This window comes from Streptomyces sp. NPDC086777, assembly GCF_040702065.1.
Lineage (GTDB): Bacteria > Actinomycetota > Actinomycetes > Streptomycetales > Streptomycetaceae > Streptomyces.
On the sequence record NZ_JBFBJI010000002.1, the window covers coordinates 194873 to 221449 of the forward strand.

24 protein-coding genes are annotated in these 26577 nt (G+C 71.6%); 18 read left to right on the plus strand and 6 right to left on the minus strand.

Annotated features, from left to right (window positions below; translation table 11 throughout):
- The first annotated feature begins 56 nt into the window (after window positions 1-56).
- From AB0472_RS03450 to AB0472_RS03490, 9 genes are all read left to right on the plus strand, one after another.
- Window positions 57-1055, plus strand: coding sequence for an FKBP-type peptidyl-prolyl cis-trans isomerase (locus tag AB0472_RS03450; RefSeq protein WP_366353003.1), 999 nt, complete (start codon window positions 57-59; stop codon window positions 1053-1055).
- 74 nt (window positions 1056-1129) lie between these two features.
- A complete protein-coding gene (locus AB0472_RS03455) occupies window positions 1130-1501 on the plus strand; it encodes an FKBP-type peptidyl-prolyl cis-trans isomerase (RefSeq protein WP_093505093.1) in 372 nt (123 codons plus the stop codon).
- Window positions 1502-1708: 207 nt separating this feature from the next.
- Window positions 1709-2662 carry a WYL domain-containing protein gene (locus AB0472_RS03460; RefSeq protein WP_366353004.1) on the plus strand — a complete coding sequence of 318 codons (954 nt, stop codon included), beginning with the start codon at window positions 1709-1711 and terminating at the stop codon, window positions 2660-2662.
- A gap of 19 nt (window positions 2663-2681) precedes the next feature.
- Window positions 2682-3692, plus strand: coding sequence for a WYL domain-containing protein (locus AB0472_RS03465; protein ID WP_366353006.1), 1011 nt, complete (start codon window positions 2682-2684; stop codon window positions 3690-3692).
- A 139-nt stretch (window positions 3693-3831) separates the two neighbouring features.
- Window positions 3832-4065, plus strand: coding sequence for a hypothetical protein (locus AB0472_RS03470; protein WP_366353449.1), 234 nt, complete (start codon window positions 3832-3834; stop codon window positions 4063-4065).
- A gap of 10 nt (window positions 4066-4075) precedes the next feature.
- Complete coding sequence (locus tag AB0472_RS03475; protein WP_366353008.1) at window positions 4076-4270, plus strand: hypothetical protein; 195 nt, start codon at window positions 4076-4078, stop codon at window positions 4268-4270.
- Window positions 4271-4530: 260 nt separating this feature from the next.
- The gene (gene tatA, locus AB0472_RS03480) at window positions 4531-4815 is read left to right on the plus strand and encodes a Sec-independent protein translocase subunit TatA (protein ID WP_366353010.1); all 285 of its coding nucleotides are present in this window, start codon (window positions 4531-4533) and stop codon (window positions 4813-4815) included.
- A gap of 47 nt (window positions 4816-4862) precedes the next feature.
- Window positions 4863-5804 carry a twin-arginine translocase subunit TatC gene (gene tatC / locus AB0472_RS03485; RefSeq protein WP_366353012.1) on the plus strand — a complete coding sequence of 314 codons (942 nt, stop codon included), beginning with the start codon at window positions 4863-4865 and terminating at the stop codon, window positions 5802-5804.
- A gap of 83 nt (window positions 5805-5887) precedes the next feature.
- Window positions 5888-8740 carry a DEAD/DEAH box helicase gene (locus AB0472_RS03490; protein WP_366353451.1) on the plus strand — a complete coding sequence of 951 codons (2853 nt, stop codon included), beginning with the start codon at window positions 5888-5890 and terminating at the stop codon, window positions 8738-8740.
- Window positions 8741-8831: 91 nt separating this feature from the next.
- Here the strand turns inward: AB0472_RS03490 and atzF are convergent, their stop codons facing one another.
- The 4 genes from atzF to AB0472_RS03510 are packed head-to-tail and all read right to left on the minus strand — an operon-like array spanning window position 8832 to window position 15440.
- A complete protein-coding gene (atzF, locus tag AB0472_RS03495) occupies window positions 8832-10487 on the minus strand; it encodes an allophanate hydrolase (RefSeq protein ID WP_366353013.1) in 1656 nt (551 codons plus the stop codon).
- A 17-nt stretch (window positions 10488-10504) separates the two neighbouring features.
- Complete coding sequence (locus AB0472_RS03500; protein WP_366353014.1) at window positions 10505-14017, minus strand: 5-oxoprolinase/urea amidolyase family protein; 3513 nt, start codon at window positions 14015-14017, stop codon at window positions 10505-10507.
- On the minus strand, window positions 14014-14619 hold the full coding sequence (locus tag AB0472_RS03505) for an urea amidolyase associated protein UAAP2 (RefSeq protein WP_366353015.1): 606 nt from the start codon (window positions 14617-14619) through the stop codon (window positions 14014-14016). Before AB0472_RS03505 ends, AB0472_RS03500 begins: the two co-directional genes overlap by 4 nt.
- Complete coding sequence (locus AB0472_RS03510; protein WP_366353016.1) at window positions 14616-15440, minus strand: urea amidolyase associated protein UAAP1; 825 nt, start codon at window positions 15438-15440, stop codon at window positions 14616-14618. The genes AB0472_RS03505 and AB0472_RS03510 overlap by 4 nt, the downstream gene beginning before the upstream one ends.
- Before the next feature lie 186 nt (window positions 15441-15626).
- Here AB0472_RS03510 and AB0472_RS03515 point away from each other — a divergent pair, with 186 nt between their 5' ends.
- From AB0472_RS03515 to AB0472_RS03540, 6 genes are all read left to right on the plus strand, one after another.
- A complete protein-coding gene (locus AB0472_RS03515) occupies window positions 15627-16253 on the plus strand; it encodes a TetR/AcrR family transcriptional regulator (protein ID WP_366353018.1) in 627 nt (208 codons plus the stop codon).
- A gap of 334 nt (window positions 16254-16587) precedes the next feature.
- Complete coding sequence (locus AB0472_RS03520) at window positions 16588-18201, plus strand: ATP-binding protein (protein WP_366353020.1); 1614 nt, start codon at window positions 16588-16590, stop codon at window positions 18199-18201.
- Window positions 18198-18605, plus strand: coding sequence for a roadblock/LC7 domain-containing protein (locus AB0472_RS03525; RefSeq protein WP_366353021.1), 408 nt, complete (start codon window positions 18198-18200; stop codon window positions 18603-18605). The genes AB0472_RS03520 and AB0472_RS03525 overlap by 4 nt, the downstream gene beginning before the upstream one ends.
- Window positions 18602-19030: a DUF742 domain-containing protein gene (locus AB0472_RS03530; protein ID WP_366353023.1), complete on the plus strand. Its 429-nt coding sequence runs from the start codon at window positions 18602-18604 to the stop codon at window positions 19028-19030. The genes AB0472_RS03525 and AB0472_RS03530 overlap by 4 nt, the downstream gene beginning before the upstream one ends.
- Window positions 19011-19631, plus strand: coding sequence for an ATP/GTP-binding protein (locus tag AB0472_RS03535; RefSeq protein ID WP_366353024.1), 621 nt, complete (start codon window positions 19011-19013; stop codon window positions 19629-19631). The genes AB0472_RS03530 and AB0472_RS03535 overlap by 20 nt, the downstream gene beginning before the upstream one ends.
- Window positions 19632-19692: 61 nt before the next feature.
- Window positions 19693-21180, plus strand: coding sequence for a cytochrome P450 (locus AB0472_RS03540; RefSeq protein WP_366353026.1), 1488 nt, complete (start codon window positions 19693-19695; stop codon window positions 21178-21180).
- Here AB0472_RS03540 and AB0472_RS03545 read toward each other — a convergent pair.
- Together AB0472_RS03545 and AB0472_RS03550 are read right to left on the minus strand one after the other, a co-directional pair.
- Window positions 21177-22133 (minus strand): RluA family pseudouridine synthase, encoded by a 957-nt coding sequence (locus tag AB0472_RS03545; protein ID WP_366353028.1) that lies wholly within the window; start codon window positions 22131-22133, stop codon window positions 21177-21179. The genes AB0472_RS03540 and AB0472_RS03545 overlap by 4 nt on opposite strands.
- A 106-nt stretch (window positions 22134-22239) precedes the next feature.
- Window positions 22240-23769, minus strand: coding sequence for an amino acid permease (locus AB0472_RS03550; protein WP_366353030.1), 1530 nt, complete (start codon window positions 23767-23769; stop codon window positions 22240-22242).
- A gap of 209 nt (window positions 23770-23978) precedes the next feature.
- On the opposite strand from AB0472_RS03550, the gene AB0472_RS03555 reads away from it, so the two are divergent.
- The 3 genes from AB0472_RS03555 to AB0472_RS03565 all read left to right on the plus strand — a co-directional run bounded on the left by AB0472_RS03555 (window position 23979) and on the right by AB0472_RS03565 (window position 26566).
- Complete coding sequence (locus AB0472_RS03555; RefSeq protein WP_366353031.1) at window positions 23979-24611, plus strand: PadR family transcriptional regulator; 633 nt, start codon at window positions 23979-23981, stop codon at window positions 24609-24611.
- Between the two features lie 168 nt (window positions 24612-24779).
- Window positions 24780-25793, plus strand: coding sequence for an ATP-binding cassette domain-containing protein (locus AB0472_RS03560; RefSeq protein ID WP_366353033.1), 1014 nt, complete (start codon window positions 24780-24782; stop codon window positions 25791-25793).
- The gene (locus tag AB0472_RS03565; protein ID WP_351958891.1) at window positions 25790-26566 is read left to right on the plus strand and encodes an ABC transporter permease; all 777 of its coding nucleotides are present in this window, start codon (window positions 25790-25792) and stop codon (window positions 26564-26566) included. Before AB0472_RS03560 ends, AB0472_RS03565 begins: the two co-directional genes overlap by 4 nt.
- Window positions 26567-26577 lie beyond the last annotated feature (11 nt).

Genomic DNA, 26577 nt, shown 5'->3' on the forward strand with positions numbered 1-26577 from the left:
CGTCGTAGAGTTGCGCGCACGCCATCCGCAAGATCGACCGATTACGAGGCTCTTCCGTGCGCCGACGCTCTCTTCTCCTTGCCGCGCTTCCCGTGGGACTGGTCACGCTCGCCGGGTGTGGTGACAAGTCGTCCTCCTCCAGCAAGGCGAGTGCCTCGCCGTCGGCGTCCGCCTCGGTGCCGCCGCCGAAGATCGTGGACGGGCCGTTGCCGGCGATCACGGCGGGCACGAAGTTCGACGAGAAGCCGACGGTCGCCAAGGGCAGCGCGGATCCGTCGAAGAACCTGGCGGTCAAGACGGTGATCGCGGGCAGCGGCAGGACGGTCGCGGAGAACGACTTCATCCAGGCCAACTACCTGGGGCAGATCTGGTCCACGGCGAAGGTCTTCGACCAGTCCTACGACCGCACGCCGTTGCTGATGCAGCTCGCCGCGGGCAGCATCATCGACGGCTGGCGGTACGGGCTGGCCGGAAAGAAGGTCGGCAGCCGGGTGCTGATGGCCGTGCCGCCGACCTGGGGATACGGCAGCTCGGGCAACTCGCAGGCGGGGATCAAGGGCACGGACACGCTGGTGTTCGTGGTGGACATCCTGAACTCGTTCAACTCGAAGAGCTCCAGCACGGGCAAGGAGGTCGCGCAGAGCGACGCCGCGCTGCCCAGGATCGGCACGAACACGGACGGCAAGGCCCCCTCGATCGAGATCCCGAAGGCGGACCCGCCGAAGCAGCTGGTGTCGAACTACGTGCTGGAGGGCAACGGCCCCGAGGTGCAGTCGGCGCAGACCGTCCTGTGCCAGTTCAAGGGCGAGGTCTGGGACAGCGGCAAGGTATTCGAGCAGACGTACGAGAGCGGGCGGCTGGCCCAGTTCTCGGTCGAGCAGATGCAGCAGGTCGTCAAGGGGCTGGCGCAGGGCATCACCGGCAAGAAGGTGGGCAGCCGGATCGTGGTCGTCACGCCGCCGGACCTGGCCTACGGGAACAACCCGCCGAGCGGTGGTGTGGTGAAGAAGGGTTCGACGCTGGTGTTCACGGTGGACATTCTTGCGGCGATGTAGTCGCGGGGGCGTGAGCCGGTCGGGGATGAAAGACTGTCCGGGTTCCGTGTCGTACACAAGCAGGAGCAGAAGACGTGAGCATCGACAAGCCCGAGATCGACTTCCCCGAGGGCCCGGCCCCGGCCGACCTGGAGATCAAGGACATCTGGGAGGGTGACGGCGAGGTCGCCCAGGCGGGCCAGACCGTCACCGTGCACTACGTGGGTGTCGCGTTCAGCACCGGCGAGGAGTTCGACGCCAGCTGGAACCGCGGCACGCCGTTCCGCTTCCCGCTGGGCGGTGGCCGGGTCATCAAGGGCTGGGACCAGGGCGTGCAGGGCATGAAGGTCGGCGGGCGCCGCCAACTGACCATCCCCGCCCACCTCGCCTACGGCGACCAGAGCCCGACGCCGGCGATCAAGCCCGGCGAGACGCTGATCTTCGTCGTGGACCTGCTCGGGGTCTGATCCCCGTCCCCGGCCGGCGTCGTTCGGGCGCCGTCCGCTCCTGACCGGGAACCGGCTGGAGGAGGGCCCGTGCCGTGTGCGCGGGCCCTCGGTGTTTGTCGCGTCGTGTCCGTTTCGGCCGTCATTGTTTGGACTGGCTTTTGCCGTGACACTCCGGGGCGGTACGGTCATCCGTCAGGAGCACCATAGGGAAGGCGAAGGGCGTCGATGGCCATTGCCAAGGCCGAGCGGCTGATGAACCTGGCGCTGTGCCTGCTGGGGACGCGGCGGCCGCTCAGCAAGCGTGAGCTGCGGGAATCCATTGAGGCCTACCTGGAAGCCGGCAGCGACGACTCCTTCAGCCGCATGTTCGAGCGGGACAAGGACGATCTCCGCGAACTCGGGCTGGTGATCGAGACCGTCGAGAACCTGGACGGCGAGGTCGGCTACCTCGCGCGCCGCGACAGCAACCGCCTGCCGCCCATCACCCTGGACGCCGAGGAGGCCGCCGCCCTCGGTCTCGCCGCGAAGGTCTGGCAGCAGGCCCGGCTGGCCGGTGCCGCCAGCGGTGCCCTGCAGAAACTGCGCGCGGCGGGCCTGCCCGAGGACGTCGACCCCTACGAGGCGCACGGCGCCCTGGAGCCGCGGATCCCGGTGCACGAGGCCGCCTTCGAGCCGCTGATGCTGGCCTGCCGGGACCGTCGCCCGGTCGTCTTCGACTACCGCAAGGTAACCGCCGCCCACCCCGAGACCCGGAACGTGGAGCCCTGGGCCCTGGAGTGCTGGCGCGGCCACTGGTACCTGGCGGGCTGGGACCGCGACCGGGGCGCCGAGCGGGTGTTCCGGCTGTCCCGGATCACCGGGAAGGTCCGCTCCCGGGGCACCGCCTTCACCGCGCCGGTCCCGGACGTCGTCACCGTCCGGGAGACCGTGGCGAGCTGGGCCGGTGAGGTCGCGGACCGTTCCGCGCTGATCCGGCTGCGCTCCGGCGCCGGCTACCCCCTTCGGGCGAAGGCCACCGCGGTCCGGGAACTCGGAGACGGGTGGGACGAGTTGGAGATTCCGTACGGGCACGGGCTGGACGCCTGGCTGGTGGAGTTCGGACCGGACGTGATGGTCCTGGAGCCGGCCGAGCTGCGGGCGGACGTCGTGGACCGGCTGCGTGCCGTGGCCAAGGGCTGAGGGGGAGCGGAGCAAGGCAGTGGCAGGCAAACCGGTCAGGCCCGTGAACGCCATCGACCAGACCCGGCGGATGCTCTCCCTGGTGACCTACCTGCGCGAGCGCCCCGGCGCTCGGATCGCGGACGTGGCGCGCGCCTTCGGGATCACCGAGGACGAGCTGGTCTCCGACCTCGACGTGCTGCCCATGTGCGGCACCAGCTTCCGGGGCGGCGATCTGCTGGACATCGACACCGACGGCGAGCGGATCTGGTGGCACAACGCGTCCGCGCTCGGCGAGGAGGCCGCCGAGCCGCTCAGGCTCGCCGCCGACGAGGCGACCGCGCTGCTCGTCGCCGCCCGCGCCGTCGCGACGTTGCCGGGGCTGCGCGAGGGCGACCGGCAGGCGCTGCTGCGGGCCACCGCCAAGGTGGAGACCGCGGCCGGCGAGGCGGGCGACGCCAGCGCCCGGCTGTCGGTGACCTTCGAGTCCGAGGGCGGGGTCTTCGCCGACGTCGACCGGGCGATCGCCGAGCGCCGCCGGCTGTGGATCCGCTACTACTCACCGGCCCGCGACGAGGTCACCGAGCGCGAGATCGACCCCATCCGCCTGGTCAGCGTCGGGCACACCTACGTGGAGGCCTGGTGCCGCCGCTCCGAGGCCCGGCGCACCTTCCGGCTCGACCGGGTCGCCGAGATCAAGATCCTCGACGAGCCGTCCGCACCCCCCGAGATCGAGCTGCGCGACCTGTCCGAGGCCCTGGTGCAGCCGGCCGCCGAGGACCCCGAGGTGGTCGTCGAGGTCGGCCCGGCCGGCCGCTGGGTCGCCGAGTACTACCCGCACGACAGCGCGGATGAGCTTCCCGACGGCGGACTGCGTATTACTCTGCGCACCCCCGATCCGGCCTCCCTGCGCCGGCTGGCGCTCAGGCTCGGCGGCGACGGCCGGATCGTGTCACCGCCCGAGCTGGCCGACAGCGCCCGCCGGGCGGCCCGTGAGGCACTGGCGGCGTACGACCACGTCGGGCACGGCGACGAGGAAGGGCACGAGTGAGCCGGAGGGGCGCGCCGAAGGCGAACGGTCAAGAAGGAGGGCAGGGGTGGTGAACGAGTCGTCGGGGGTTCTGGACGGGTCTTCGGGTGCGGGCGGCGTGGGCGCCCGGGAGATAACGGTCGCGGCCGCCTTCGCCGGGATGAGAAGAGTGGTCCCCGTGGTGTTCAGAGCCGGCTGCCCGGACTGCCGGAGCAGTTTCGAGCTCACCGCGAGCGCCCTGCGCCTGGCCATCGGAGCCACCAGCAAGACGACGTTCTACTCGTTCACCTGCCCCGACTGCGGGGCCGCCGTCCGCAAGCCCGCCGGCGAGCGGATCGTCGAACTTCTCACCGGCGGCGGGGTCAGGACACTGCGGCTGCACCCCACCGTCTAGGCTCGGCCCCATGTTGTGGGCGATGGTCGCGGTAGCTGTGGGTTTCGTGGGTCTCGCCGTGCTCGGCGTGCTCGCCGTCCGGGTCTTCCTGGAGGCACGACGGCTGGGCGCCCAGGTCGCGGACTCGGCACGGCGTATCAACCGGGCCGCGGAGGACCTGGAGCGGGCGGCCGGGAGCGCGGCCCGCACTGTGGACGCACTGTGACCCGCGCTGTGCGAGCGGTGTGAGTAGTGGGCCATAAGCGGTTTGCGTCACTTCGCCCTGTCACGGTGCCCGCAGGGAAAGGTACGCTGCTGAACGCGGCACGGAGAACGAGGCCCGTGCCGCGGACCGGGAGTACGCACGGGGATTGCCTGACGTTTACCCCTGAGCGTTACGATCGCTGAGAGCACGATCACTCGGACGCGTGTCCGACGGATCGCACAGCATCCCACCCAGCCGCCTCGGTGAGAAGGTAAAGACTTATGTTCGGAAGGCTCGGCGCCCCCGAGATCATTCTCATCCTCGTCGTCGTCATCCTGCTGTTCGGCGCGAAGAAGCTTCCCGACATGGCGCGCTCGCTCGGCAAGTCCGCTCGCATCCTCAAGAGCGAAGCGAAGGCGATGAAGGAAGACGGCAACACCACCGGCTCCGCCCAGGCGCCCGCCTCCGGCGAGCAGTCCCAGGCCCAGCGCACCATCCAGGCGGCCCCCGGCGACGTGACCAGCGCCCGCCCGGTCAACGAGCCGTCGGACACCACCCAGCGCTGACGCAAGGCCGGTAGCCCCCGGCCTGCCGCACGAGATGAGGACGTGGGTTGCCAAAGTCTGCCCGCAAACAGGAGAGGGATCCCGAGGGGCGGATGCCTCTCGCGGATCATCTTCGTGAGCTCCGCAACCGGCTCGCGAAGGCCATGCTGGCCATCATCGTCATCACGGTGGTAGCCGCCTTCTTCTACAACAACATCATCGACTTCCTCACCAAGCCGATCCTGGACTCCGTCGGTTGCGCCCACACCTTCTCGGAGATCAACAAGACCACCCGTGACGAGCAGTGCGCCCAGATCACGATCAACGGTCTGCTCGCGCCCTTCACGCTCGCCCTCCAGGTCTCCCTGATGGCCGGTGTGGTGTTCGCCTCGCCTGTCTGGCTGTACCAGCTGTGGGCGTTCGTCGCCCCCGGTCTGCACCGGCACGAGAAGAAGTACGCCTACGCGTTCGTCGGAACCGGCGTCCCGCTGTTCTTCGCCGGCGCGTTCTTCGCGTACAAGATCCTGCCGACCACCGCCAAGGTGCTCATGGGCTTCACCCCGCACGGGGTGAGCAACCTGCTGCCGCTCGACGACCTGCTGCAGCTGGTCACCCGCATGGTGATCGTCTTCGGCCTCTCCTTCGAGCTGCCGCTGCTCCTGGTGTTTCTCAACCTCACCGGCATCATCACCGGCAGGCGCATGCTCGGCTGGTGGCGGGCGATGATCCTCGGCATCACGGTCTTCGCGGCCGTGGCCACCCCGAGCACCGACCCGCTCTCCATGCTGGCGCTCGCCGGGCCGATCTGGGTGCTGTACTTCGGCGCGGTCCTGTTCTCCCTCCTGAACGACCGGCGCAAGCGCCGCCGCGACGACGACGGCCTCGACGACGACGAGGCCTCCGACCTCGACCTCAGCCCCGAGGACATCGGCGAGATCGAGACCGTCTCCGCCAGCCGCGCGCTGCCCGAGGGCCCTGACCGGGTCAACGGCTACGACGACGTGACCTGACAGGGCGACCACAGCCACCGGGAGGTGCCCGCGTCCCCCGACGCGGGCACCTCTTCGTTGTCCGTCGTCCCATGTTCCGGATAATGATCGTCCTGTTGTCAGTGGGGACCGGTACGCTCGAAAGCACGATGACAGAGGACCTCTCACCGGCCGAGCGGTATGCGGCGGCCCGCAAGCGGGCCGCCGAGCAGGCCACCGCGCTCGCGTCGTTCCGCGAGATGTACGACTTCGGCCTCGACCCCTTCCAGATCGAGGCCTGCCAGGCGCTCGAAGCAGGAAAGGGCGTACTGGTGGCCGCCCCCACCGGCTCCGGCAAGACGATCGTGGGCGAGTTCGCCGTCCACCTCGCCCTCCGGCAGGGCAAGAAGTGCTTCTACACGACACCCATCAAGGCGCTGTCGAACCAGAAGTACGCCGACCTGTGCCGCCGCTACGGCGACGGCATGGTCGGCCTCCTCACCGGTGACAACAGCATCAACCCGGACGCCGCCGTGGTCGTCATGACCACCGAGGTCCTGCGGAACATGCTGTACGCGGGCTCCCAGACCCTCATCGGCCTCGGCTACGTGGTCATGGACGAGGTCCACTACCTCTCCGACCGCTTCCGCGGCGCCGTCTGGGAAGAAGTGATCATCCACCTCCCGGAGTCCGTGACCCTGGTCTCCCTGTCGGCCACCGTCTCCAACGCCGAGGAGTTCGGCGACTGGCTCGACACCGTCCGTGGCGACACCGAGGTCATCGTCTCCGAGCACCGGCCGGTCCCGCTCTTCCAGCACGTGCTCGCCGGACGCCGGATGTACGACCTGTTCGAGGAGGGCGAGGGCCACAAGAAGGCCGTCAACCCCGACCTCGCCCGGCTGGCCCGCATGGAGGCACAGCGCCCCTCGTACCAGGACCGCAGACGCGGCCGGGCCATGCGCGAGGCCGACCGGGAGCGGGAGCGCAGGCAGCGCTCCCGGGCGTGGACACCGGGCCGCCCCGAGGTCATCGAACGGCTCGACAACGAGGGCCTGCTGCCCGCCATCACCTTCATCTTCAGCCGCGCCGCCTGCGAGGCCGCCGTCCAGCAGTGCCTGCACGCGGGTCTCAGGCTCAACGACGACGAGGCGCGGGACAAGGTGCGCGCCCTGGTCGAGGAGCGCACCTCGTCGATCCCGCCGGAGGACCTGCACGTCCTCGGCTACTACGAGTGGCTCGAAGGCCTGGAGCGCGGTATCGCCGCCCACCACGCCGGCATGCTCCCGACCTTCAAGGAGGTCGTCGAGGAACTCTTCGTACGCGGCCTGGTGAAGGCCGTGTTCGCCACCGAGACCCTCGCGCTCGGCATCAACATGCCCGCCCGCTCGGTGGTGCTGGAGAAGCTCGTCAAGTGGAACGGCGAGCAGCACGCCGACATCACCCCCGGCGAGTACACCCAGCTGACCGGCCGAGCGGGCCGCCGCGGCATCGACGTCGAGGGCCACGCCGTGGTGCTCTGGCAGCGCGGCATGAGCCCCGAGCACCTCGCCGGGCTCGCCGGCACCCGCACCTACCCGCTGCGCTCCAGCTTCAAGCCGTCGTACAACATGGCGGTAAACCTGGTCGACCAGTTCGGGCGGCACCGCTCGCGGGAGCTGCTCGAGACGTCGTTCGCGCAGTTCCAGGCCGACAAGTCGGTCGTCGGGATCTCCCGTCAGGTGCAGCGCAACGAGGAGGGGCTCGCCGGCTACAAGGAGTCCATGACCTGCCACCTCGGCGACTTCGAGGAGTACGCGCGGCTGCGGCGGGAGCTGAAGGACCGGGAGACCGAACTGGCCCGGCAGGGCATGGCCGAGCGGCGCGCCGAGGCGGCCGTCGCCCTGGAGAAGCTCAAGCCGGGCGACGTCATCCATGTGCCGACCGGCAAGTACGCCGGTCTCGCCCTGGTCCTCGACCCCGGGCTGCCCGCCGGGCGGTCCAACGGGCACCGCGGCTTCGAACAGCACGACGGGCCCCGGCCGTTGGTCCTCACGGCCGAGCGTCAGGTCAAGCGGCTCGCCTCCATCGACTTCCCGGTGCCGGTCGAGGCGCTGGAGCGGATGCGGATCCCCAAGTCCTTCAACCCCCGCTCCCCGCAGTCCCGCCGGGACCTCGCCTCCGCGCTGCGTACCAAGGCCGGGCACATCCCGCCGGAACGGGCCCGCAAGAAGCGCTCGCAGGCCGCCGACGACCGGGAGATCGCGCGGCTGCGCACCGCCATCCGGGCGCACCCCTGCCACGGCTGCAACGACCGCGAGGACCACGCCCGCTGGGCCGAGCGCTACCACCGGCTGATCCGGGACACCTCCCAGCTGGAGCGGCGCATCGAGGGGCGGACCAACACCATCGCCCGGACCTTCGACCGGATCGTGGCGCTGCTGACCGAACTGGACTACCTGCGCGGCGACGAGGTCACCGAACACGGCAAGCGGCTGGCGCGGCTGTACGGCGAACTCGACCTGCTGGCCAGCGAATGCCTGCGGGCCGGCGTCTGGGAGGGCCTCGGCCCCGCCGAACTCGCCGCGTGCGTCTCGGCGCTGGTGTACGAGGCCCGGGTCGGCGACGACGCGATGGCGCCCAAGCTGCCCTCCGGGAAGGCCAAGGCCGCGCTCGGCGAGATGGTGCGGATCTGGGGGCGCCTCGACGCCCTCGAGGAGGACTTCCGGATCAGCCAGACCGAGGGCGTCGGGCAGCGCGAACCGGACCTCGGCTTCGCCTGGGCCGTCTACATGTGGGCCTCGGGGACGGGCCTGGACGAGGTGCTGCGGGAGGCGGAGATGCCGGCCGGTGACTTCGTCCGCTGGTGCAAGCAGGTCATCGACGTGCTCGGGCAGCTCTCGGCGGCCTCACCTGCGGAGGGCTCGACCGTGGGGAAGACCGCGCGGAAGGCGGTCGACCTGGTGCTGCGGGGGGTTGTGGCGTACTCGTCGGTGGGGTAGCGGTTCGTCTGCGGGTGCGGGTGCGGGTGCGGGTGCGGGTGGGCTGTGGCTGGTCGCGCAGTTTCCCGCGCCCTCAAGCGGGTGGGGTGCGTCAGCCCTCGTTCAGGTAGTGCCGCCAGCTTCCGTACCGTGTGATGTCCTCGGCGTTCGTCAGTGCGCTCGGTTCGCACAGGAAGCCGGGGATGCTGGTGCCGTCCGCCAGGTCGACGCGGCCGAGAGCCATGGGGTGGGGGAGCGTCGCGAGCAGGCGGCCCAGGCCCTCGGGGGGCAGGCTCCACACCTCCGTCTCGATCGCGGCCCCGCCCTCGCCCACCCGGACCAGGCCCGGCTTGGGCGGAGTCGTCGGCAGGGCGTGGAGGCGGTACACCGGGGCCGTCGTCGTCGTACGGTCCAGGACCGCCCCCAGTGACAGGAGTTGGGGGTTGAGCGGCTGGCCCGTCAGGTGGGCGCCGACCACCGCCAGGCTCACCCGCGGCTCCAGGGCGCGGGCGATCGTGGCCAGCCGCTCGTCCGTGAACGCCGGGCCGATCAGCATCACGCCGAACGGCAGGCCGTCCACCTCGCCCGCCGGTACCGCCACCGCGGCCAGGTCGAAGAGGTTCGTGGAGTTGGTGAAGCGGCCCAGGCGGGCGTTGGCGCCCAGCGGGTCGGCGGCCACCTCGGCGAGGGTGGGGTGGCCGGGGGTGGTGGGGAGCAGCAGGGCGTCCGCGTCGCCGAGTGCGGCCAGGGCTCGGGTGCGCAGGTCCGCCAGCCGGTCCTGGTCGGTGAAGAGCCGGTGGGCCGGGATGTCCCGGGCCCGGGTGATGATGCCGGCCACCGTGGGGTCGAGGCCCGCGCCGCCGGACGCGATCAACTTGTCGACAAAAGGACCCACCGCCGTGTAGCGCTCGGCCACGAACGCGCCCTCGTACAGCATCGCGGCCGCCTCGGTGAAGGGGGTCAGGTCGAGCGCGCGGATCGACGCGCCGGCGGCGGCGAGGCGGTCCACCGCCGCCTCGTAGGCCCCGGCCCAGCCCTCGTCCAGCTCGCCGAGCTGGGTCAGGGGCGGGACGGCGATGCGCCAGGGGCCCGGGGGACGCTGGGGGAGGGGCGGGAGGGGGCGGTCCGGGTGGTGTGTGACATACCACAGTGCCTGCTCCGCCTCCGCCAGCGTCCGGGCGAACACCGTCACGCAGTCGATGGAGGCGCAGGCCGGGACCACACCGGCCGTCGGGACCAGGCCCCGGGTCGGCTTCAGGCCCACGATGCCGTTGAAGGCGGCCGGGACCCGGCCGGAGCCCGCCGTGTCCGTGCCGAGGGCGAGGTCGACGATGCCGAGGGCCACGGCGACGGCCGAGCCCGAGCTGGAGCCGCCGCTGATCCGGCTCGGGTCGATCGCGTTGCGGACCGCGCCGTGCGGGGAGCGGGTGCCGACCAGGCCGGTCGCGAACTGGTCGAGGTTGGTGGTGCCGAGGGCGAGTGCGCCGGCCGCGCGCAGCCGGGCCACCGCAGGTGCGTCGGCCTCCGGTGCGTAGGCGTACGCCGGGCAGCCCGCCGTCGTGGGCAGGCCGAGTACGTCGATGTTGCCCTTGGCGGCGAACAGGCGGCCCGCGAGGGGAAGGTGTTCCCCCGCGGCCACCCGCTCGTCGATCGCGCGGGCCTCCGCCTCCACCTCGGCCCGCGGGCGCAGGTCGATCCAGATCTCGGGCCGGTCGACGGCCTCGATGCGTGCGTAGGCGGCATGGACCCGGGAGAGGGTGCTGGACATGGTCTCGCTCCTGTCGCTCAGTTCGCGGCCGGCGCCAGGACGAGCAGGGCCGTCCCCGCCTCCACCTGGTCGCCGGGCCGGGCCAGGATCTCCGTCACCACACCGGGAACCGGCGCGTGCACCCTGGACTCCATCTTCATCGCCTCCAGGGCGAGGAGCGGCTGGCCCGCCGTCACCTCGTCGCCCGGCGCCACGTTCAGCTGCCATACGGACGCCGCGTACTCGGCCTCTATCAGACGGCCGCCCGGCGGGACGGACACCTCGGCCGGTGCGGCGGCCGGTGCGGCCGAGGCCTCCGCCCGCGCGAACTCGCCCGCCGCTTCCCACGCGTCGCGCTCCGCCGCGAAGGCCGTCTGCTGACGCGACCTGAACTCCTCGATGGCTGTGGCGTGTTCGGTGAGGAAGCCCTCGTACGCGGCGAGCGAGAAGGTGCCGTCCTCGATGCGCGGGACGAAACGGCCCGAGGTGATGTCCGCGCGCAGGTCGAGGAGTTCGTCCGCGGACACCGGGTACCACCTGATCCGGTCGAAGAACCGCAGCAGCCACGGCATGCCCGGCTCGAACGCGCCGCGCTGCTGCCAGCCCGACCACACCTGGGTCGTACGGCCCACGAACTGGTAGCCGCCCGGGCCCTCCATGCCGTAGACGCACAGGTAGGCGCCGCCGATGCCGACGGAGTTCTCGGCGGTCCAGGTGCGGGCCGGGTTGTACTTCGTGGTGACCAGGCGGTGGCGGGGATCCAGCGGGGTGGCCACGGGGGCGCCCAGGTACACGTCGCCGAGGCCGAGGACCAGGTACTCCGCGTCGAAGACCGTGCGGTGGACGTCGTCGACCGAGTCCAGGCCGTTGATCCGGCGGATGAACTCGATGTTCCACGGACACCAGGGGGCGTCGTCGCGGACGCCCGCCATGTAGCGGGCGATCGCCTCGCGGGTCGCCGGGTCGTCCCAGGACAGGGGGAGGTGGACCGTGCGGGAGGGCACAACCAGTTCGTCGGTGGGCGGCAGTCCCGCCACGATCTCCCGTACCGCGCCGAGGAGTTCGGCCTGGGACAGGACGAGGGGATCGGTCCGGATCTGGAGGGAGCGGATGCCGGGGGTGAGGTCCGTGACCCCGTCCAGGTCCGCGGCGGTCACCGCCTCCATCAGCGCGTGGACACGCATCCGCAGGGCGAGGTCGAGCTGCATGGGGCCGAACTCGACCAGCAGGTTGTCGTCGCCGCTGCGCCGGTAGGTCACGTCGCCGTCGCGGGCCAGGACTCCGCCGTCGACGATCTCGGGGCGGGGGGCACCCGTCACGTCGACGGGGGTGAAGCGGACGGTGTCGCCGGGGCGGAGCTGGCCGAGCTTCCAGCGTTCGCCGCTCAGGACGGTCGCCGGGCAGACGAAGCCGCCCAGCGAGGGGCCGTCGGGGCCGAGCAGCACCGGCATGTCGCCGGTGTAGTCGACGGCACCGACCGAGTACGGGGTGTCGTGGATGTTGGACGGGTGCAGGCCCGCCTCGCTGCCGTCGGTGCGGGCCCAGCGCGGTTTGGGGCCGACCAGGCGGACCCCCGTGCGCGCCGAGTTGAAGTGCACCTTCCACTCGGCCGCGTAGAAGTCGCGGATGTCGTCCTCGGTGAAGAACTCCGGGGCCGCATGGGGTCCTTCGACGGCCGCGAGCTGCCAGGCGGTGGTGAGGCGCGGGCGTTCGGCGACCGGCTCGCCGTCCGTCACGGCGCCGCCGTGCAGGACGTCGCCCGTGCGCAGCGCCCGGCCGCCGTGGCCGCCGAACCGGCCGAGGGTGAAGGTGGCCGCGCTGCCGAGGAAGGCGGGGACGTCCAGGCCGCCGCCGGCGAACAGGACGTAGGTGCGCAGGCCGTGTTCGGCGGGGGCGCCGATCTCCAGCAGGCCGCCCGCCGGGACGGTCACCGGCTCCCACTGGGCGGCCGGGACGCCGTCGACCGTCACCGGGGCCGGGGCGCCGGTCACGCAGACGGTGGTGGGGTGGGTGAAGCGCAGGGAGGGGCCCTGGAGGGTGCATTCGAGGCCGGGCGCGCCCTGCGGATTGCCGAGGGCGCGGTTGCCGAGGCGGAAGGAGCGGTCGTCCATCGGGCCGCTCGGGGGGACGCCGACCTGCCAGTAGCCGGTGCGGCCCGGCCAGTCCTGGACCGTGGTGAGCGTGCCGGCGGCGACGACCTCGATCCGCGGGGTGGGGTCGGTGACCGTGGCGAGGGTGGCCGTGGAGTGGGCGGCGGAGCGGAAGCGGTGGTCGGCGAGGGCGGCGCGGACCAGGCCGAGGTTGGTCTCGATGCCGTCGACGCGGGTGCGGGCCAGCGCCTCGTCGAGCCGCCGCAGCGCCTCGGCGCGGTCGGTGCCGTAGGCGATCACCTTGGCGAGCATCGGGTCGTACGACGTCGTCACCTCGGTGCCGGTCTCCACCCAGCCGTCGACGCGGACGCCCTCCGGGAACTCGACCCGGGTCAGCAGGCCCGCGCTGGGCCGGTGTTCGCGGGAGGGGTCCTCGGCGTAGACGCGGGCCTCGACGGCGTGGCCGCGCGGGGCGCCCGGGTCGCGTACCACGTCGGTCTCGCCGCGGGCCAGGCGCAGCATCCAGGCGACCAGGTCGACGCCGTAGATCTCCTCGGTGACCGGATGTTCCACCTGGAGGCGGGTGTTGACCTCGAGGAAGTAGGCCTCCTCGCGGGCCGCGTCGTACACGAACTCGACCGTGCCGGCCGAGCGGTAGCCGACCGAGGCGCACAGATCGCGGGCGGCGTCGGCGAGCCGGGCGCGTACGGGGTCGGGCAGGCAGGGGGCCGGGGCCTCCTCGACGACCTTCTGGTTGCGGCGCTGGAGGGAGCAGTCCCGGTCGCCGAGGGTGACGACCCGGCCGTCGCCGTCGCCGAAGACCTGGACCTCGACATGCCGGGCGTGCTCGACCAGGCGTTCCAGGAAGACCCCGGCGGAGGAGAAGGAGGCGGCGGCGACCCGCTGGACGCGGTCCCAGGCGTCGGTCAGTTCGTCGGCCGATCGGCAGGCCGACATACCGATACCGCCGCCACCGCCGGTGGCCTTGAGCATGACCGGGTAGCCGATCGCAGACGCCTCGCGCAGGGCCTCGGGGAGGTCGTGCAGCAGACCGGTGCCGGGCGCCAGGGGGACACCGGCGGCCCGGGCCGCCGCCCGCGCGGTGTGCTTGGCGCCGAAGAGTTCGAGCTGTTCGGGGGTCGGGCCGACGAAGACGATCCCGGCCTCCGCGCAGCGCCGGGCGAAGTCGGCGTCCTCGGACAGGAAGCCGTAGCCGGGGTGGACCGCGCCCGCGCCGGTGTCCTTGGCCGCGCCGAGGACCAGGTCGGCGTCGAGGTACGACTCCTTCGCGGGCGCCGGGCCGAGCCGGACCGCCTCGTCGGCGAGGCGCACGTGCGGGGCCGAGCGGTCGGGGTCGGAGTAGACGGCGACCGTGCGCAGGCCCAGTTCGCGGGCGGTGCGGATGATGCGGACGGCTATCTCGCCGCGGTTGGCGACCAGGAGCTTGTCGAAGGAGGTCATCGCGCGGCCCCGGTGATCGTCATCGCGACGGCTGTCGGGTCGAAGCCGTTGCAGGGGTTGTTGATCTGCGGGCAGTTGGAGACCAGGACGAGGACGTCGCGTTCGGCGCGCAGGGACAGCTTCCGGCCGGGGGCGGAGAGGCCGTCGACGATGCCGAGGGTGCCGTCCTTCTCGACGGGCACGTTCATGTACCAGTTGATGTTGGAGACCAGGTCGCGCTTGCCGAGGCCGTGCCGTGCGCCCTCCGCGAGGAAGTTGTCCACGCACGCGTGCTGGGACCAGGTGTGGTGGCCGTAGCGCAGGGTGTTGGACTCCTTGGAGCAGGCGCCGCCGACCGTGTCGTGCCGGCCGACCTCGTCGGCGGTCACCGTCATCAGCGGGGTGTGCTCGTTGGAGAGCAGCACGCTGCCGGTGGTGAGGAAGATGCTGCCCTGGGCGTGCACGGTGTCGGGCGCGCTGTACCGCACCGACGTGTCGTGGGCGTCGTAGACGAGGAAGTCGACGGCCTGGTTGCCGTGCAGGTCGGTGATGGTCAGGGTGTCGCCCCCGGGGATCACCGCGGACCAGGCGGCGCGGGCCGGGACGACGGTCCGCGTGCTCATGCGACCCCCCTCGCGGCGAGGAGTTCGGCGGTGTTGAGGAAGGCGCGGCGGCCTTCGGGGGTGGCGTCCCAGAGCGGGGAGCCGGGTGGGGTGGGCGCGGCGCGCCAGGCCAGCACCTCCAGGGGGGTGCTGACGTAGTCGGGGCGCGGGTCGGCCGGGTGCGGGACGTTGACGATCAGCACGGTCACGTCCTGCTCGGTGCGGAGCGTGACGCTGCCGCCGGGGCCGGACGGGCCGGTGAACTCCAGCGAGCCGTCCTCGCGTACCTCCACGCCCTGGAAGAACGACAGGGAGGGCGGCAGGTCGCGCGGTTCCAGGCCGTTCTTGGCCGCCGCCAGCTTGAACAGTTCGCGGCCGGCGGGGGAGGCCGACTGCGGGGTGCCGTCGCCGTAGCGCTCGGTGTTGCGGACCAGAGTGGAGGTGCCGCACAGCGCGTCGTGTCGGCCGGAGGTGTCGGCGACGACGGAGGCGAGGACCCGGCCCTGGTCGGAGAGGAGCAGGACGCCCTCGCCGAGGTAGGCGTTCCACTGGACCTTGACGGTGTCGGCGACGTTGAGCCGCTCCCAGGGGCGGCCGTCGGCGTAGAGGAGCAGGTGGGCGCAGGCGTCACCGGCCGGGTCGGTCAGGCGCAGTTCGGTGCCGCGGGCGAGGACGCGGTGCGTGTAGTTGCCGCCCGCCACGGTCTCGGCCCACACCAGGTGGCCCGCCTCGCAGGGCGGGTCCGGCCAGTCGGCGGCCGGTACCACGGGCATGGCCTCGGCGCGGGTGCCCTCCTGGGCGCGGGCGTGGGCGCGGGCTCCGTGCGTTGTCGCTGTCGCCATCGCTGACCTCCGGCTCCTCGGACTGGGGGTAATTTCTGTCGCTCGACAGAAATTAGGGGCGGGCCGGCTCGGCGGCATTGCCGTGGCGTAACGGCCCGGTTGCCGAGGGCTCACCGGGTGCGGCGGCCGGCCGGGGGCCGGCGTCGGCGTGATCGCCGTACGGGGTCGTGTGCGAGGATCGAACGCATGGGGACGAGCAGTGGCCGCCGGGTCGGCCGGCCGCGGGCCGCGCAGCGACCGGACAGCGGTCTCGAACCGCGGGCCGAACTGCTCGCGGCGGCGGCCGACTTGTTCACCACCCACGGGTACGCGGCCACCACCACCCGGGCGGTCGCCGAGCGGGCGGGCATGCGGCAGGCGTCGATGTACCACTACGTCTCCGGCAAGGAGGATCTGCTCGCCGAGCTCCTGGAGTCCACCGTCACGCCCTCCCTCGCCTGCGCGCGGGAGCTGCTGGCGGACGACGCGACCCCGGCCGAGGAGCGGCTGCGGCTGCTGTGCCGGGCCGACGTGGAGCTGCTGTGCGCCGGTCCGCACAACCTCGGCGCGCTCTATCTGCTGCCCGAGGTGCGCGCCGAGCGGTTCGCCGGCTTCCACGCCGTACGCGCCGAGCTCAAGGATGCCTACCGGCAGCTGATCGCCGGCACGGCGGCCGGCGGGGCGCTGGCCAAGGGGGAGCTGGAGCTGCGGACCGATCTGGTCTTCGGTCTGATCGAGGGCGTCATCCTCGTCCACCGTTCCGAACCGGAGCGCCCCGCCCGCGAGTTCGCCCGGGCCACGGCCGAGGCCGCGCTCCGGATCGTGGGGGTCTGAGGAGGGGCGCGGAGGCGCGGAGGTTTCGCTCCCAAGGCTCCTTTCACCCGGCACGGTGAGTGACCCCCGTACGCCCGTACGCCGTGACGGGGTGTGTTCGAACGAATGCCCTCTGTGTAAAACGACCGAGGTTACTCCAGTGGTTCGGGCATTTTCAGGTGCTTGCCGAATATGACACGGCGTTGATCCGGTCGGACTAGGCTCGCCCGCGGCGCACCGAGTTGAGGTGAATTCGTGCGCCTGTTCCCAAACATACGGAAGATCCAGACTGCTCCATGAACCTTCCCCCCACGAGCTCCCCCGACACCCAGCCGATTCGTCTCAGAAGGCATACATGGTGAGTGTGCAATCGCCTCCCGATGGCCGTGAACTTTCCCTGGCGCGCGTGCTGTTGCTGCCCGCCATACTGATGGCCGCGGCGACCGTCGCCGCCGTCGTCCTGGTGGCGGGGCCCGCCCGGATCGCCGTCGGCGTGTGCGGGGCCGTCGGCATGCTGCTGGTGCTCGCGACGGCGGCGGAAGCGGTGCGCCGCGGCCGCAGGCTCCAGGACGCCCGGGCCGAGCACGACCGTCACAGCGCGTATCTGGAACGGCGCCTCACCGCGAGCGAGGAAGAGATCGAACACCTCGGCCGGGAGGTCTTCCCGACCGCGCTCTACCGGCTGAAGGCCGGTGAGTCACCCAAAGAGGTGGTGCGCCAGCTCTTCGACGTCGACCCGCGGATGCGCCACGCCCCCGAGTCGCAGCGCCGGCTGATCCGCATCATGCTCGACATCGTCGACGAGGAGGACCTGCAGCGCGACTCCCTGGAGCGCTCCTTCGTCAGCGTCGCCCGGCGCGTGCAGGCCATCGTCCACCAGCAGGCCCACGAACTGCGGGAGATGGAGGAGGACCACGGCCGCAACCCCGAGGTCTTCGACGACCTGCTGCGCATCGACCACGGCACCGCGCTGATCGGGCGCCTTGCCGACTCGGTCTCCGTGCTCGGCGGCGGCCGGCCGGGCCGCCAGTGGCCCAACCCCGTCGCCCTCTACAGCGTGCTGCGCGGCGCCATGTCCCGGATCCTGGAGTACCGGCGCATCGAGCTGCACTCCATCTGCCAGGTCAACATCAAGGGCACCTCCGTCGAGCCGGTCATCCACGCGGCCGCCGAACTCCTCGACAACGCCACCCGCTACTCGCCGCCCTCCACCAAGGTGCACGTCACCGCCGTCGAGGTGCAGTCCGGCGTGTGCATCGAGATCGAGGACGCCGGCGTCACCCTCAACGAGGAGGCCCGCGACCGCCTGGAGGGCCTGCTGGAGAAGGCCAAGCAGGGCAAGGACATCCAGGTCCTCGGCGAGAACCCGCGGCTCGGCCTCTCGGTCGTCGGCCGCCTGTGCAAGACCTACAACATGGACGTCTCGCTGCGCGCCTCCGCGTACGGCGGCGTCCGGGCCGTCCTCATCGTGCCCAGCGACATGATGACCACCGACCCCGCCCCCGGCATCGCCCACGGCATCGGCGCCACCGGCATCCCCAAGCCCGAGCTGGGCGCTCTCGAAGGCCCCAAGCGCCCGCCCAAGCGGCGCCGGCCCACCAGCCCACGCATCCCCGCCGGGATCTCCATGGAGGACGACGTCCCCGAGGTCACCGAGTGGACGGCGGGCGGGCTGCCGCAGCGGCGCAGCCGGATGAAGACGCCGCTCAGCCGGCGCATCGCCGAGCAGGCCGCCATCGAGCGCGCCGAACGCGAGGGCAACCCGACCATCTGGTCGCAGCACAAGGAGCCCGAACCCGAGCCGGAGCGCCGCGAGCCCGGCCTCTGGGTCGAGGCCTTCTGGGAGGGGCTCAAGAAGAACAACCCGGGTGTCCACCCCACCGACTTCACCCGGAACCCCACCAAGTACCTGCATCTGATCAACGATCCGGCCGGCACCGAGGCCGACGACGAGGGGGACCTCAAGTGATTCAGCAGCGAGGCAACTTCGACTGGATGCTCAAGCAGCTCGCCGACGGCGTACCCGGCGTCGAGATGATCGTCGTGCTCTCCGCGGACGGACTGCGCATCGCCCGGCACGGCGGCGACCCGGACGCCGCCGACCGGCTCGCCGCGGCCTGCGCGGGCGTGCAGAGCCTGGCCGGCGCCGTCGCCCAGGAACTCCCCATCAGCAACGGCGACATGAACCTCGTCCTGATCGAGATCGACAGAGGTTACTTCTACCTGATGTCGGCCGGCCCCAACGCCTACCTCGCCGTGCTCGCCGACGTCACCTGCGAACCGGGCCGGATGAGCGAGATGATGCGCGACCTCGTCGTCCGCATCGGCGCCCACCTCACCAGTCCGCCCCGGCGGAACGGGCAGACCGTATGACTCCTCCGCAACGCAAACGGCGCCGGCCCAGGCCGGACCCCGCTCCGCCCCCGGTCCCGTCCGCGCCGCCGGCCCCCGAGAACGGCGGCGAGGACGAGGACAACAAGAACCCCGAACGGCTCTACGTCATCAGCGGCGCCGACGGCGCCCGGGCCGAACTCGACCTGGTCACCTTGATCGTGGCGCGCGGCGCCGCACCGCCCTCCCTCACCCCGGAGCAGGCGGCGCTGCTCCGGCTCTGTCTCGCCCCGCTCTCCGTGGCAGAGCTCTCGGCCTACCTCAACCTGCCGTTCAGCGCGATGACGGCACTGATCACCGAGCTGATCACGGCCGAACTGGTGCAGGCGCGCGCCCCCATCGTCCGCCAGGCGCTCCCCGACCGTTCACTTCTCGAAGCGGTGATGCATGGACTTCAACGGCTCTGACACGATCCCCGGCCCCCGCACCGAGGACCACCTCCCGCACACCGCCCAGGCCGCGGTGAAGATCGTGATCGTGGGCGGCTTCGGGGTCGGCAAGACCACCATGGTCGGTTCCGTCAGCGAGATCAGACCGCTGACCACCGAGGAGACCATGACCCAGGCCGGCATCGGGGTCGACGACAACTACGGCTCCGACTCCAAGACCGCCACCACCGTGGCCATGGACTTCGGCCGCATCAGCATCACCGACCAGCTGGTCCTCTACCTCTTCGGCACCCCCGGCCAGGAGCGCTTCTGGTTCCTGTGGAACGGCCTGTTCGAAGGCGCCCTCGGCGCGGTCGTCCTCATCGACACCCGGCGCCTGGAGGTCAGCTTCGACGTGATGGGACGCCTGGAGGAGCGTGGCGTGCCGTTCGTCGTCGCCGTCAACTCCTTCCCGGACGGGCCCCGTTACCCCATCGACGAGCTGCGCACCGCGCTGGACCTGCCCCCCGACGTCCCCATCATCGAGTGCGACGCCCGCCGCCGGGCCTCCAGCCGCGACGTCCTGATGACCCTGATGCGCTTCCTGCACTCGCTCGCCATGTCCGGCGCGCTCACCTGACACCCCCCTCCCGAATGTCGGACTCTTCCGCGTTCTTCCGGATCTCCTCGGAGCGATCACTGTGACGCCTGAATCCCCCTTCCAGGCCGGCGCCAGCACGGACCCGGTCCCGCCGCCCGGCTGTCCGGCGCACGACCGCGGCCCCGGCGGACTGCAGCGCCTCTACGGCGCCGACGCGGACCACCTGGGCGAGCTGTACGAGAGGCTGCGCGAGGAACACGGCTCCGTGGCGCCCGTCCTGCTCCACGACGACGTGCCGATCTGGGTGGTCCTCGGGCTCACCGAGAACCTCCAGATGGTCCGCACCCCCGCCGTCTTCACCCGGGACAGCCGCATCTGGACCCCGCTGCGTGAGGGCATGGTCAAGCCCGACCACCCGCTCATGCCGCACATCGCCTGGCAGCCGATCTGCTCGCACGCCGAGGGCGACGAACACCTGCGGCTGCGGGCCGCGGTCCAGGGCGCCATGACCACGATCGACCACCGCAGCATCCGCCGTCTCATCGGCCGCTACACCCAGCTGCTGGTCAACGAGTTCTGTGAGAAGGGCCGCGCCGAGCTGGTCTCCCAGTACTCCGAGCACCTGCCGATGGCGGTCATGTGCGAGCTCCTCGGCATGCCCGAGGAGTACAACGACCGGATCGTGGAGGCCACCCGGGACGCGCTCAAGGGCACCGGGACCGCGATCGCCAGCAACGAGTACGTCATGGGCTGCCTGACCCGGCTCACCGCCCGCCGCCGGGCCCGCCCCGAGGACGACTTCACCAGTTATCTCGTCAGCCACCCGGCCGGACTCAACGACGACGAGGTCGCCCAGCACCTGCGGGTCGTCCTCTACGCCGCCTACGAGACCACCGCCAACCTCCTCGCCAACGCGCTGCGCATGGTCCTCACCGAGCCCGGCTTCCGGGCCCAGCTCAACGGCGGCCAGATGACCGTGCCGGAGGCGATCGAGCAGTCCCTGTGGGACGAGCCGCCTTTCAGCACCGTCTTCGCCTACTTCGCCAAGCAGGACACGGAACTCGGCGGCCAGCGCATCCGCAAGGGCGACGGACTGCTCTACGCGCCCGCGCCGGGCAACGTCGACCCGCGCGTCCGCCCCGACCTGAACGCGAACATGCAGGGCAACCGCTCGCACCTCGCCTTCGGCGGCGGCCCGCACGAATGTCCCGGCCAGGACATCGGCCGTGCCATCGCCGACGTCGGCGTCGACCAGCTGCTGACCCGGCTCTCCGACATCCAGCTCGACTGCGACGAGGAGGAGCTGCGCTGGCGCGCCTCCATCGCCTCCCGGCACCTGGTGGAACTGCCGGTGCGCTTCGACCCCAAGCCGAAGCAGGACGTCACCCTCATGCCGAGCCCGGCCCTCGTCCCCCCGCAGCGCACCGACTGGCAGGTCGGCATCCCCCGCCCGGCCGCACCGGATCCCGCACCGGAACCCGTGCCGGTACCCGAGCCCCAGCCGTCGCCGGTGGCCGTCGCCGCCTCCGAACCGGCCAGGCCCCGCGGCGTCTGGCCCAGGCTGCGCCGCTGGTGGCTGGGCCGCTAACGGATCCCCTCACCGGCCCAGGCCTGGTACGACTCCCACGCCCGCAGCGTCCGTGCGCTGCACAGCCGGTGCTCCACCCCCGTGACCGGATCGGTGAACTCCAGCCGACGCGCCAGCAGTTGCAGCGGCCGCCGGAAGTCACCGTCCGGCACGGGGCCGGTCACGACCGGATACAGCGGATCGCCGAGAATCGGCACACCCAACGCGCTCATGTGGACGCGCAGTTGATGGGTCTGCCCGGTGCGCGGGGTGAGCCGGTAGCGCCCCAGGTCACCGCTGCGTTCGACCAGCTCGACGACCGTCTCCGCGTTGGGCTCGCCCGCGATCTCCCGCGCCGCCGGTACCCCGCGCTCCTTGAGGATCCTGCTGCGCACGGTCCGGGAAACGGCGAGCGCGGGGTCGTACGGCGCGATCGCCTCGTACTCCTTGCGCACCCGTCGTTCGCTGAACAGCGTCTGGTACGCGCCCCGCTCCTCGGGCCGCACGGTGAACAGCACGAGTCCGGCCGTGAGCCGGTCGAGCCGGTGCGCGGCTCCCAGGGCGGGAATCCCCAGCTCCCGCCGCAGCCGGGCCAGAGCGGTCTCGGTGACGTGGCTGCCGCGGGGGGTGGTGGCGAGGAAGTGCGGCTTGTCGACGACGACGAGGTGGTCGTCGCGGTGGACGACCTCGAGCGGGAAGGGGACGGGGACCTCGGGAGGCAGGTCGCGGTGGAACCAGAGGTAGCGGCCGGGGGAGCAGGGCGCGTGGGCGGCGACGGCATGTCCGTCGGCGTCCACGACGAGCCCCGAGTCCAGCATCTCCTCGACGACACCGGGGGCCGCTCCGGAGAGCCGTGCGACCAGGTATTCGCCGACCGTGGCCCACTCCCCGGCGAAGGGCAACCGGACCCGAACAGGGTCCACCCCCTGGCGCTGGGGGAGGGGCGAGGGCGGAATGCTGGTCTTACGTCTCATCGCAGCCAAGGGTAAGCGCGACGCCGCTGCTTCAGGGCGCGGGGCTGTATCGACAAGCGGCTCCGCCGCGTGCGCGACCGGCCCCCGGGCACCCGCACCCGACGCACTAAGCCACAGCCTCCGGCACGGCGACCGCGCTCCGGGACTCCGCCCGGGTGAGCCGCCAGACCGCACCCACCACGACCGTCACCGTCAAGAACAGCACGGTGAACCACCGGAAGTACCAGTGGCCCCCACTGGGGTCGTACACCGCCTCCCGGGGCCACGCCAGATTCACGGTCATCGCCAGCCCGTACAGCAGCGCGACCGCGTTCACCGGCACCCCCCACCGCCCCAGCGAGAACAGCGGCGCCCCGGTCTCGTCCGTCCCCCCGACCCGGAACTCCCCGCGCAGCCGCCGCACCAGCAGCGGCCCGGTCACCATCGCGTACGCGAGGTACAGCATCACGATGCACGTGGTCCCGATCGCCAGGAACGCGTCCGGGGACGCGAAGTTGAGCAGCAGCAGGACGGCGGCCAGCACCCCCACCACCACGGCCGGTGCCCCCGGCATCCCGGTGCGCGGATTCACCCGCGCCAGCCGGTCGGCGAACGGCAGCTGCCCGTCCCGCGCCATGGAGAACAGCATCCGCGAGGCCGCGGTCTGGATCGCCAGCGTCGCCACCGCGATGGCCACCACCACGTCGGCCAGCAGCACCCGGCCCACCCCGTCGCCGAGACTGCTGGTGAGGACGTAGCTGAGCCCGTCGACCCCGAGGTGCCCGTCGGTCAGGCTGGGCGCGGCCAGCAGGCCGCCCAGGATGACGAGGCCGCCGAGCAGGCCCGCGGCGGTCAGCGCCGTGAGGATCGTGCGCGGCGCCGTACGGCGCGGACGGTGGGTCTCCTCGCTCATCTCGCCCGCGCTGTCGAAGCCGATCATGACGTACGCGGCCGTGAACGAGCCGACCAGGAGAGCGCCCAGCAGACCGCCCTCGGCGGCCGTACCGGTGTGGAACGTGATGCCGGGGGAGCGCTTGGAGTGGGTGAGCAGCAGCACGACGATCAGTACCGCGCCGATGATCTCGGCGGTCACCCCGACCCGGTTGATCACGGACATCACCCGGTTGTCCATGACGTTCACGAGGGTGGTCAGCACCAGCAGGACGACGCCCAGCACGGCGGCGTTGGCGGCCCCGTCGGCCGAGGTCACCGCGGTGTCCGTGCCGATCAGCTGGAAGCCGGACCACAGCGCGGGCAGCACCATCTGGAGGGCGAGCGCGGCCGCCGCGACCACCACGACCTGCCCGATCACCATGATCCAGCCGGCGAACCAGCCGAAGGACGGGTTCGACAGGCGTGAGGACCACTGGTAGATGGCGCCGGAGATCGGGTAGCGGGCGGCCAGTTCGGCGAAGCAGGCGGCCACCAGCACCTGGCCGGCCAGGACGGCCGGCCAGGCCCAGAAGAAGACCGGGCCGCCGAACGCGTACCCGAAGGCGAAGAACTGGAAGACGGTCGTCAGTACGGAGATGAAGGAGAACCCGGCGGCGAACGAGGCGTACCGGCCGAGGCTGCGATGCAGCTCCTGGCGGTAGCCGAACTCCTCCAGGGAGCGGTCGTCGGACTCCTTCAGGGAGCGGTCGTCGATGGTCGTCACGGCGGTACCTGCCTGTCAGGCGGATTTCCTGTCGGGCGACAGAAATTAGGGACGCGCTGTTTCGGACGCGTCACGCGGGCGTGTCCGGGGCGGGCCCAAGTCCTCACGCCCTTGCGTGATCGCCTCAGACGCGATACATCGTGTGCATTGACGCCGACATGCAGACGCGATATGTTCGTCCACGGATATTCGGAAGCGAGGTGGTCGGCATGGCGGTGAAGCGGCGCAAGCTCAGCAATCCTCTGGCGCTCGTCGTGCTGACGACCCTCCTGCAGGGGCCGATGCACCCGTACGAGATCGCCCAGACCATGCGCCGTCAGGGCAAGGACACCAGCACCCGGATCAACTACGGCTCGCTCTACACGGTCATGCAGAACCTGGAGAAGCACGGCTTCGTCGAGGTGGCCGACGTGGAGCGGCAGGGCAACCGCCCGGAGCGCACGGTCTACGGCATCACCGACGCCGGGCGTGACGAGACGGTCCACTGGCTGTCCGACCTCATGGCCGTCCCGGTGAAGGAGTACCCGATCTTCGAGACGGCGCTCTCGCTGATGGGCGCCCTGCCGCCGGACGAGGTCGAGCGCCTGCTGGAGGAGCGGCTCAGCACCCTGGAGGTCGAGGTCACCGGCGGCCGGGCCGTGCTGGAGAAGCTGCACGAGACACTGCCCCGACTCTTCGTCGTCGAGGTCGAATACCACCTGCACATGCTGGAGGCGCAGGCCCGATGGGTCCGCGGTTTCGTGCGGGAGATGCAGGACGGTTCGCTGCCGGGCGTCGAGGGCTGGCGCCGGTACCACGAGACCGGCGAGTTCCCGCCGGAGTTCACGGAGGCGGACCCGTAACAGAAACAGACCCCGGCGGAGCTGTTGCAGCAGCCCCGCCAGGGTCTCGAACCCCGAGCTGAACCCGCCGTGAGGCAGATCCGGGCGATCGAGGTGCGGCACACCCAGGATAGCCCGGTGCTCCTCAGGCGGATCAGCTGTCATCCGCTCATTCAGGAGAGCCCTGTCATGAACACCCGTGCGCCCGCAGTGCAGGCGCGTCAGCTGGTCAAGACCTATCCCGGCGACGTCACCGCGTTGAACGGCATGGACGTCACGGTGGAACCCGGCACCGTCTTCGGGCTCCTCGGGCCCAACGGCGCCGGCAAGTCCACCACCGTCAAGATCCTCACCACCCTGGCCCGCCCCGACTCGGGCACCGCGACCGTGGCCGGGCACGACGTGCTGCGCCACCCCGATCGGGTGCGCCGCGCGATCGGCGTGGTCGCCCAGAACTCCGGGGCCGACCCCGTCGCCACCGGACGGGAGAACCTCCAGCTCCAGGGGCGGCTCTACGGCCTGCGCGGGGCCGGGCTGAACCGCCGGGTCGACGAGCTGCTGGACCGCTTCACCCTCAGCGAGGCCGCAGGCCGCCAGGTCAAGGGCTACTCCGGCGGCATGCGGCGCCGGCTCGACGTGGCTCTCGGCCTGGTCCACCGTCCCGAGGTGCTCTTCCTCGACGAGCCCACCACCGGGCTCGACCCCGAGGCCCGCACCGCGATGTGGGACGAGATCGACCGGCTGGCCGGCCAGGAGGGCCTGACCATCCTGCTCACCACGCACTACCTGGAGGAGGCCGACCGGCTCGCCGAGCGGATCGCGATCGTCGACCGCGGCCGGGTCGTGGTCGAGGGCACCCCGGACTCCCTCAAGGGCGAACTGCGCGGCGACGCCGTCCACGTGGAACTGCGCGAGGCGCCCGGGGAAGCCGGCCGCACCCTGCTCACGGGCGCGCTGACCGGACTGCCGGGCGTGCACGAGGCACAGTTCGACGGGCGCCGGATCAGCGCCCGCGCCGACGACGGGGCCACCGCGATGCCGGCGCTGCTGGCCGCCCTGGAGCGGGCCGGGGTGACCGTGGTCGCCGCGACCGTCGCCCGGCCCTCCCTCGACGACGTCTACCTGCGCTACGCCGGACGCCGCTACGCGGAGGCCGACGCCACCGACTCCGGCTCCCTCGCCCTGGCCGGAGGTGCCCGATGAGCAACGCCGTCTCCCAGACCTGGTACATGACCCAGCGTCAGCTGGTGGTGTTCGCCCGGCAGCCCGCGTTCGCCGTCATCACCCTGATCCAGCCGGTGATCTGGCTGTTCCTGTTCGGCAACCTCTTCAGGAAGGTGGTCGAGCTGGGCGGCTTCGGCACCACCTCCTACCTCGACTACCTGGTGCCGGGCGTGGTCGTGATGAGTGCCCTCAGCTCCAACATGTGGGCCGGCATGGGCACCCTGGAGGAGATCCAGCGCGGCACCCTCAACCGCTTCCTGACCACGCCGGTCAGCAGGGCCGCCCTGATGAACGGCAACGTGGTGAACAACGGCCTGGTCACCGCCGGCCAGTCGCTGATCATCGTGCTGCTCGGCCTGCTGGGCGGCGCCGACTACCCGGGCGGGATCGGCGGCGTGGCCGTCCTGCTGGTCTCCGCGGTACTGCTCGGCACGATCTTCGGTGCGCTGTCCAACGCGCTCGGCATGCTGGTGCGCGAGCGGGAGTCGATCATCGGGATCAACACCTTCCTGCTGCTCCCGCTGACCTTCCTGTCCAGCGCCTTCATGGCACCGTCCCAGATGCCCGGCTGGATGCGGCACATCGCCGACTTCAACCCGCTCAACTGGGCGATGGTGGCGAGCCGTTCGGCGCTGTCGGCGGACCCCGACTGGGGTGCGGTGCTCGGCCGCGGCGGGGCGCTGCTGGCGCTCGCGGTGGCGGCCGTGTGGCTGTCGATCAGGACCTTCAGGTCGTACCAGCGGTCGGTGTGACCGGCATGCGG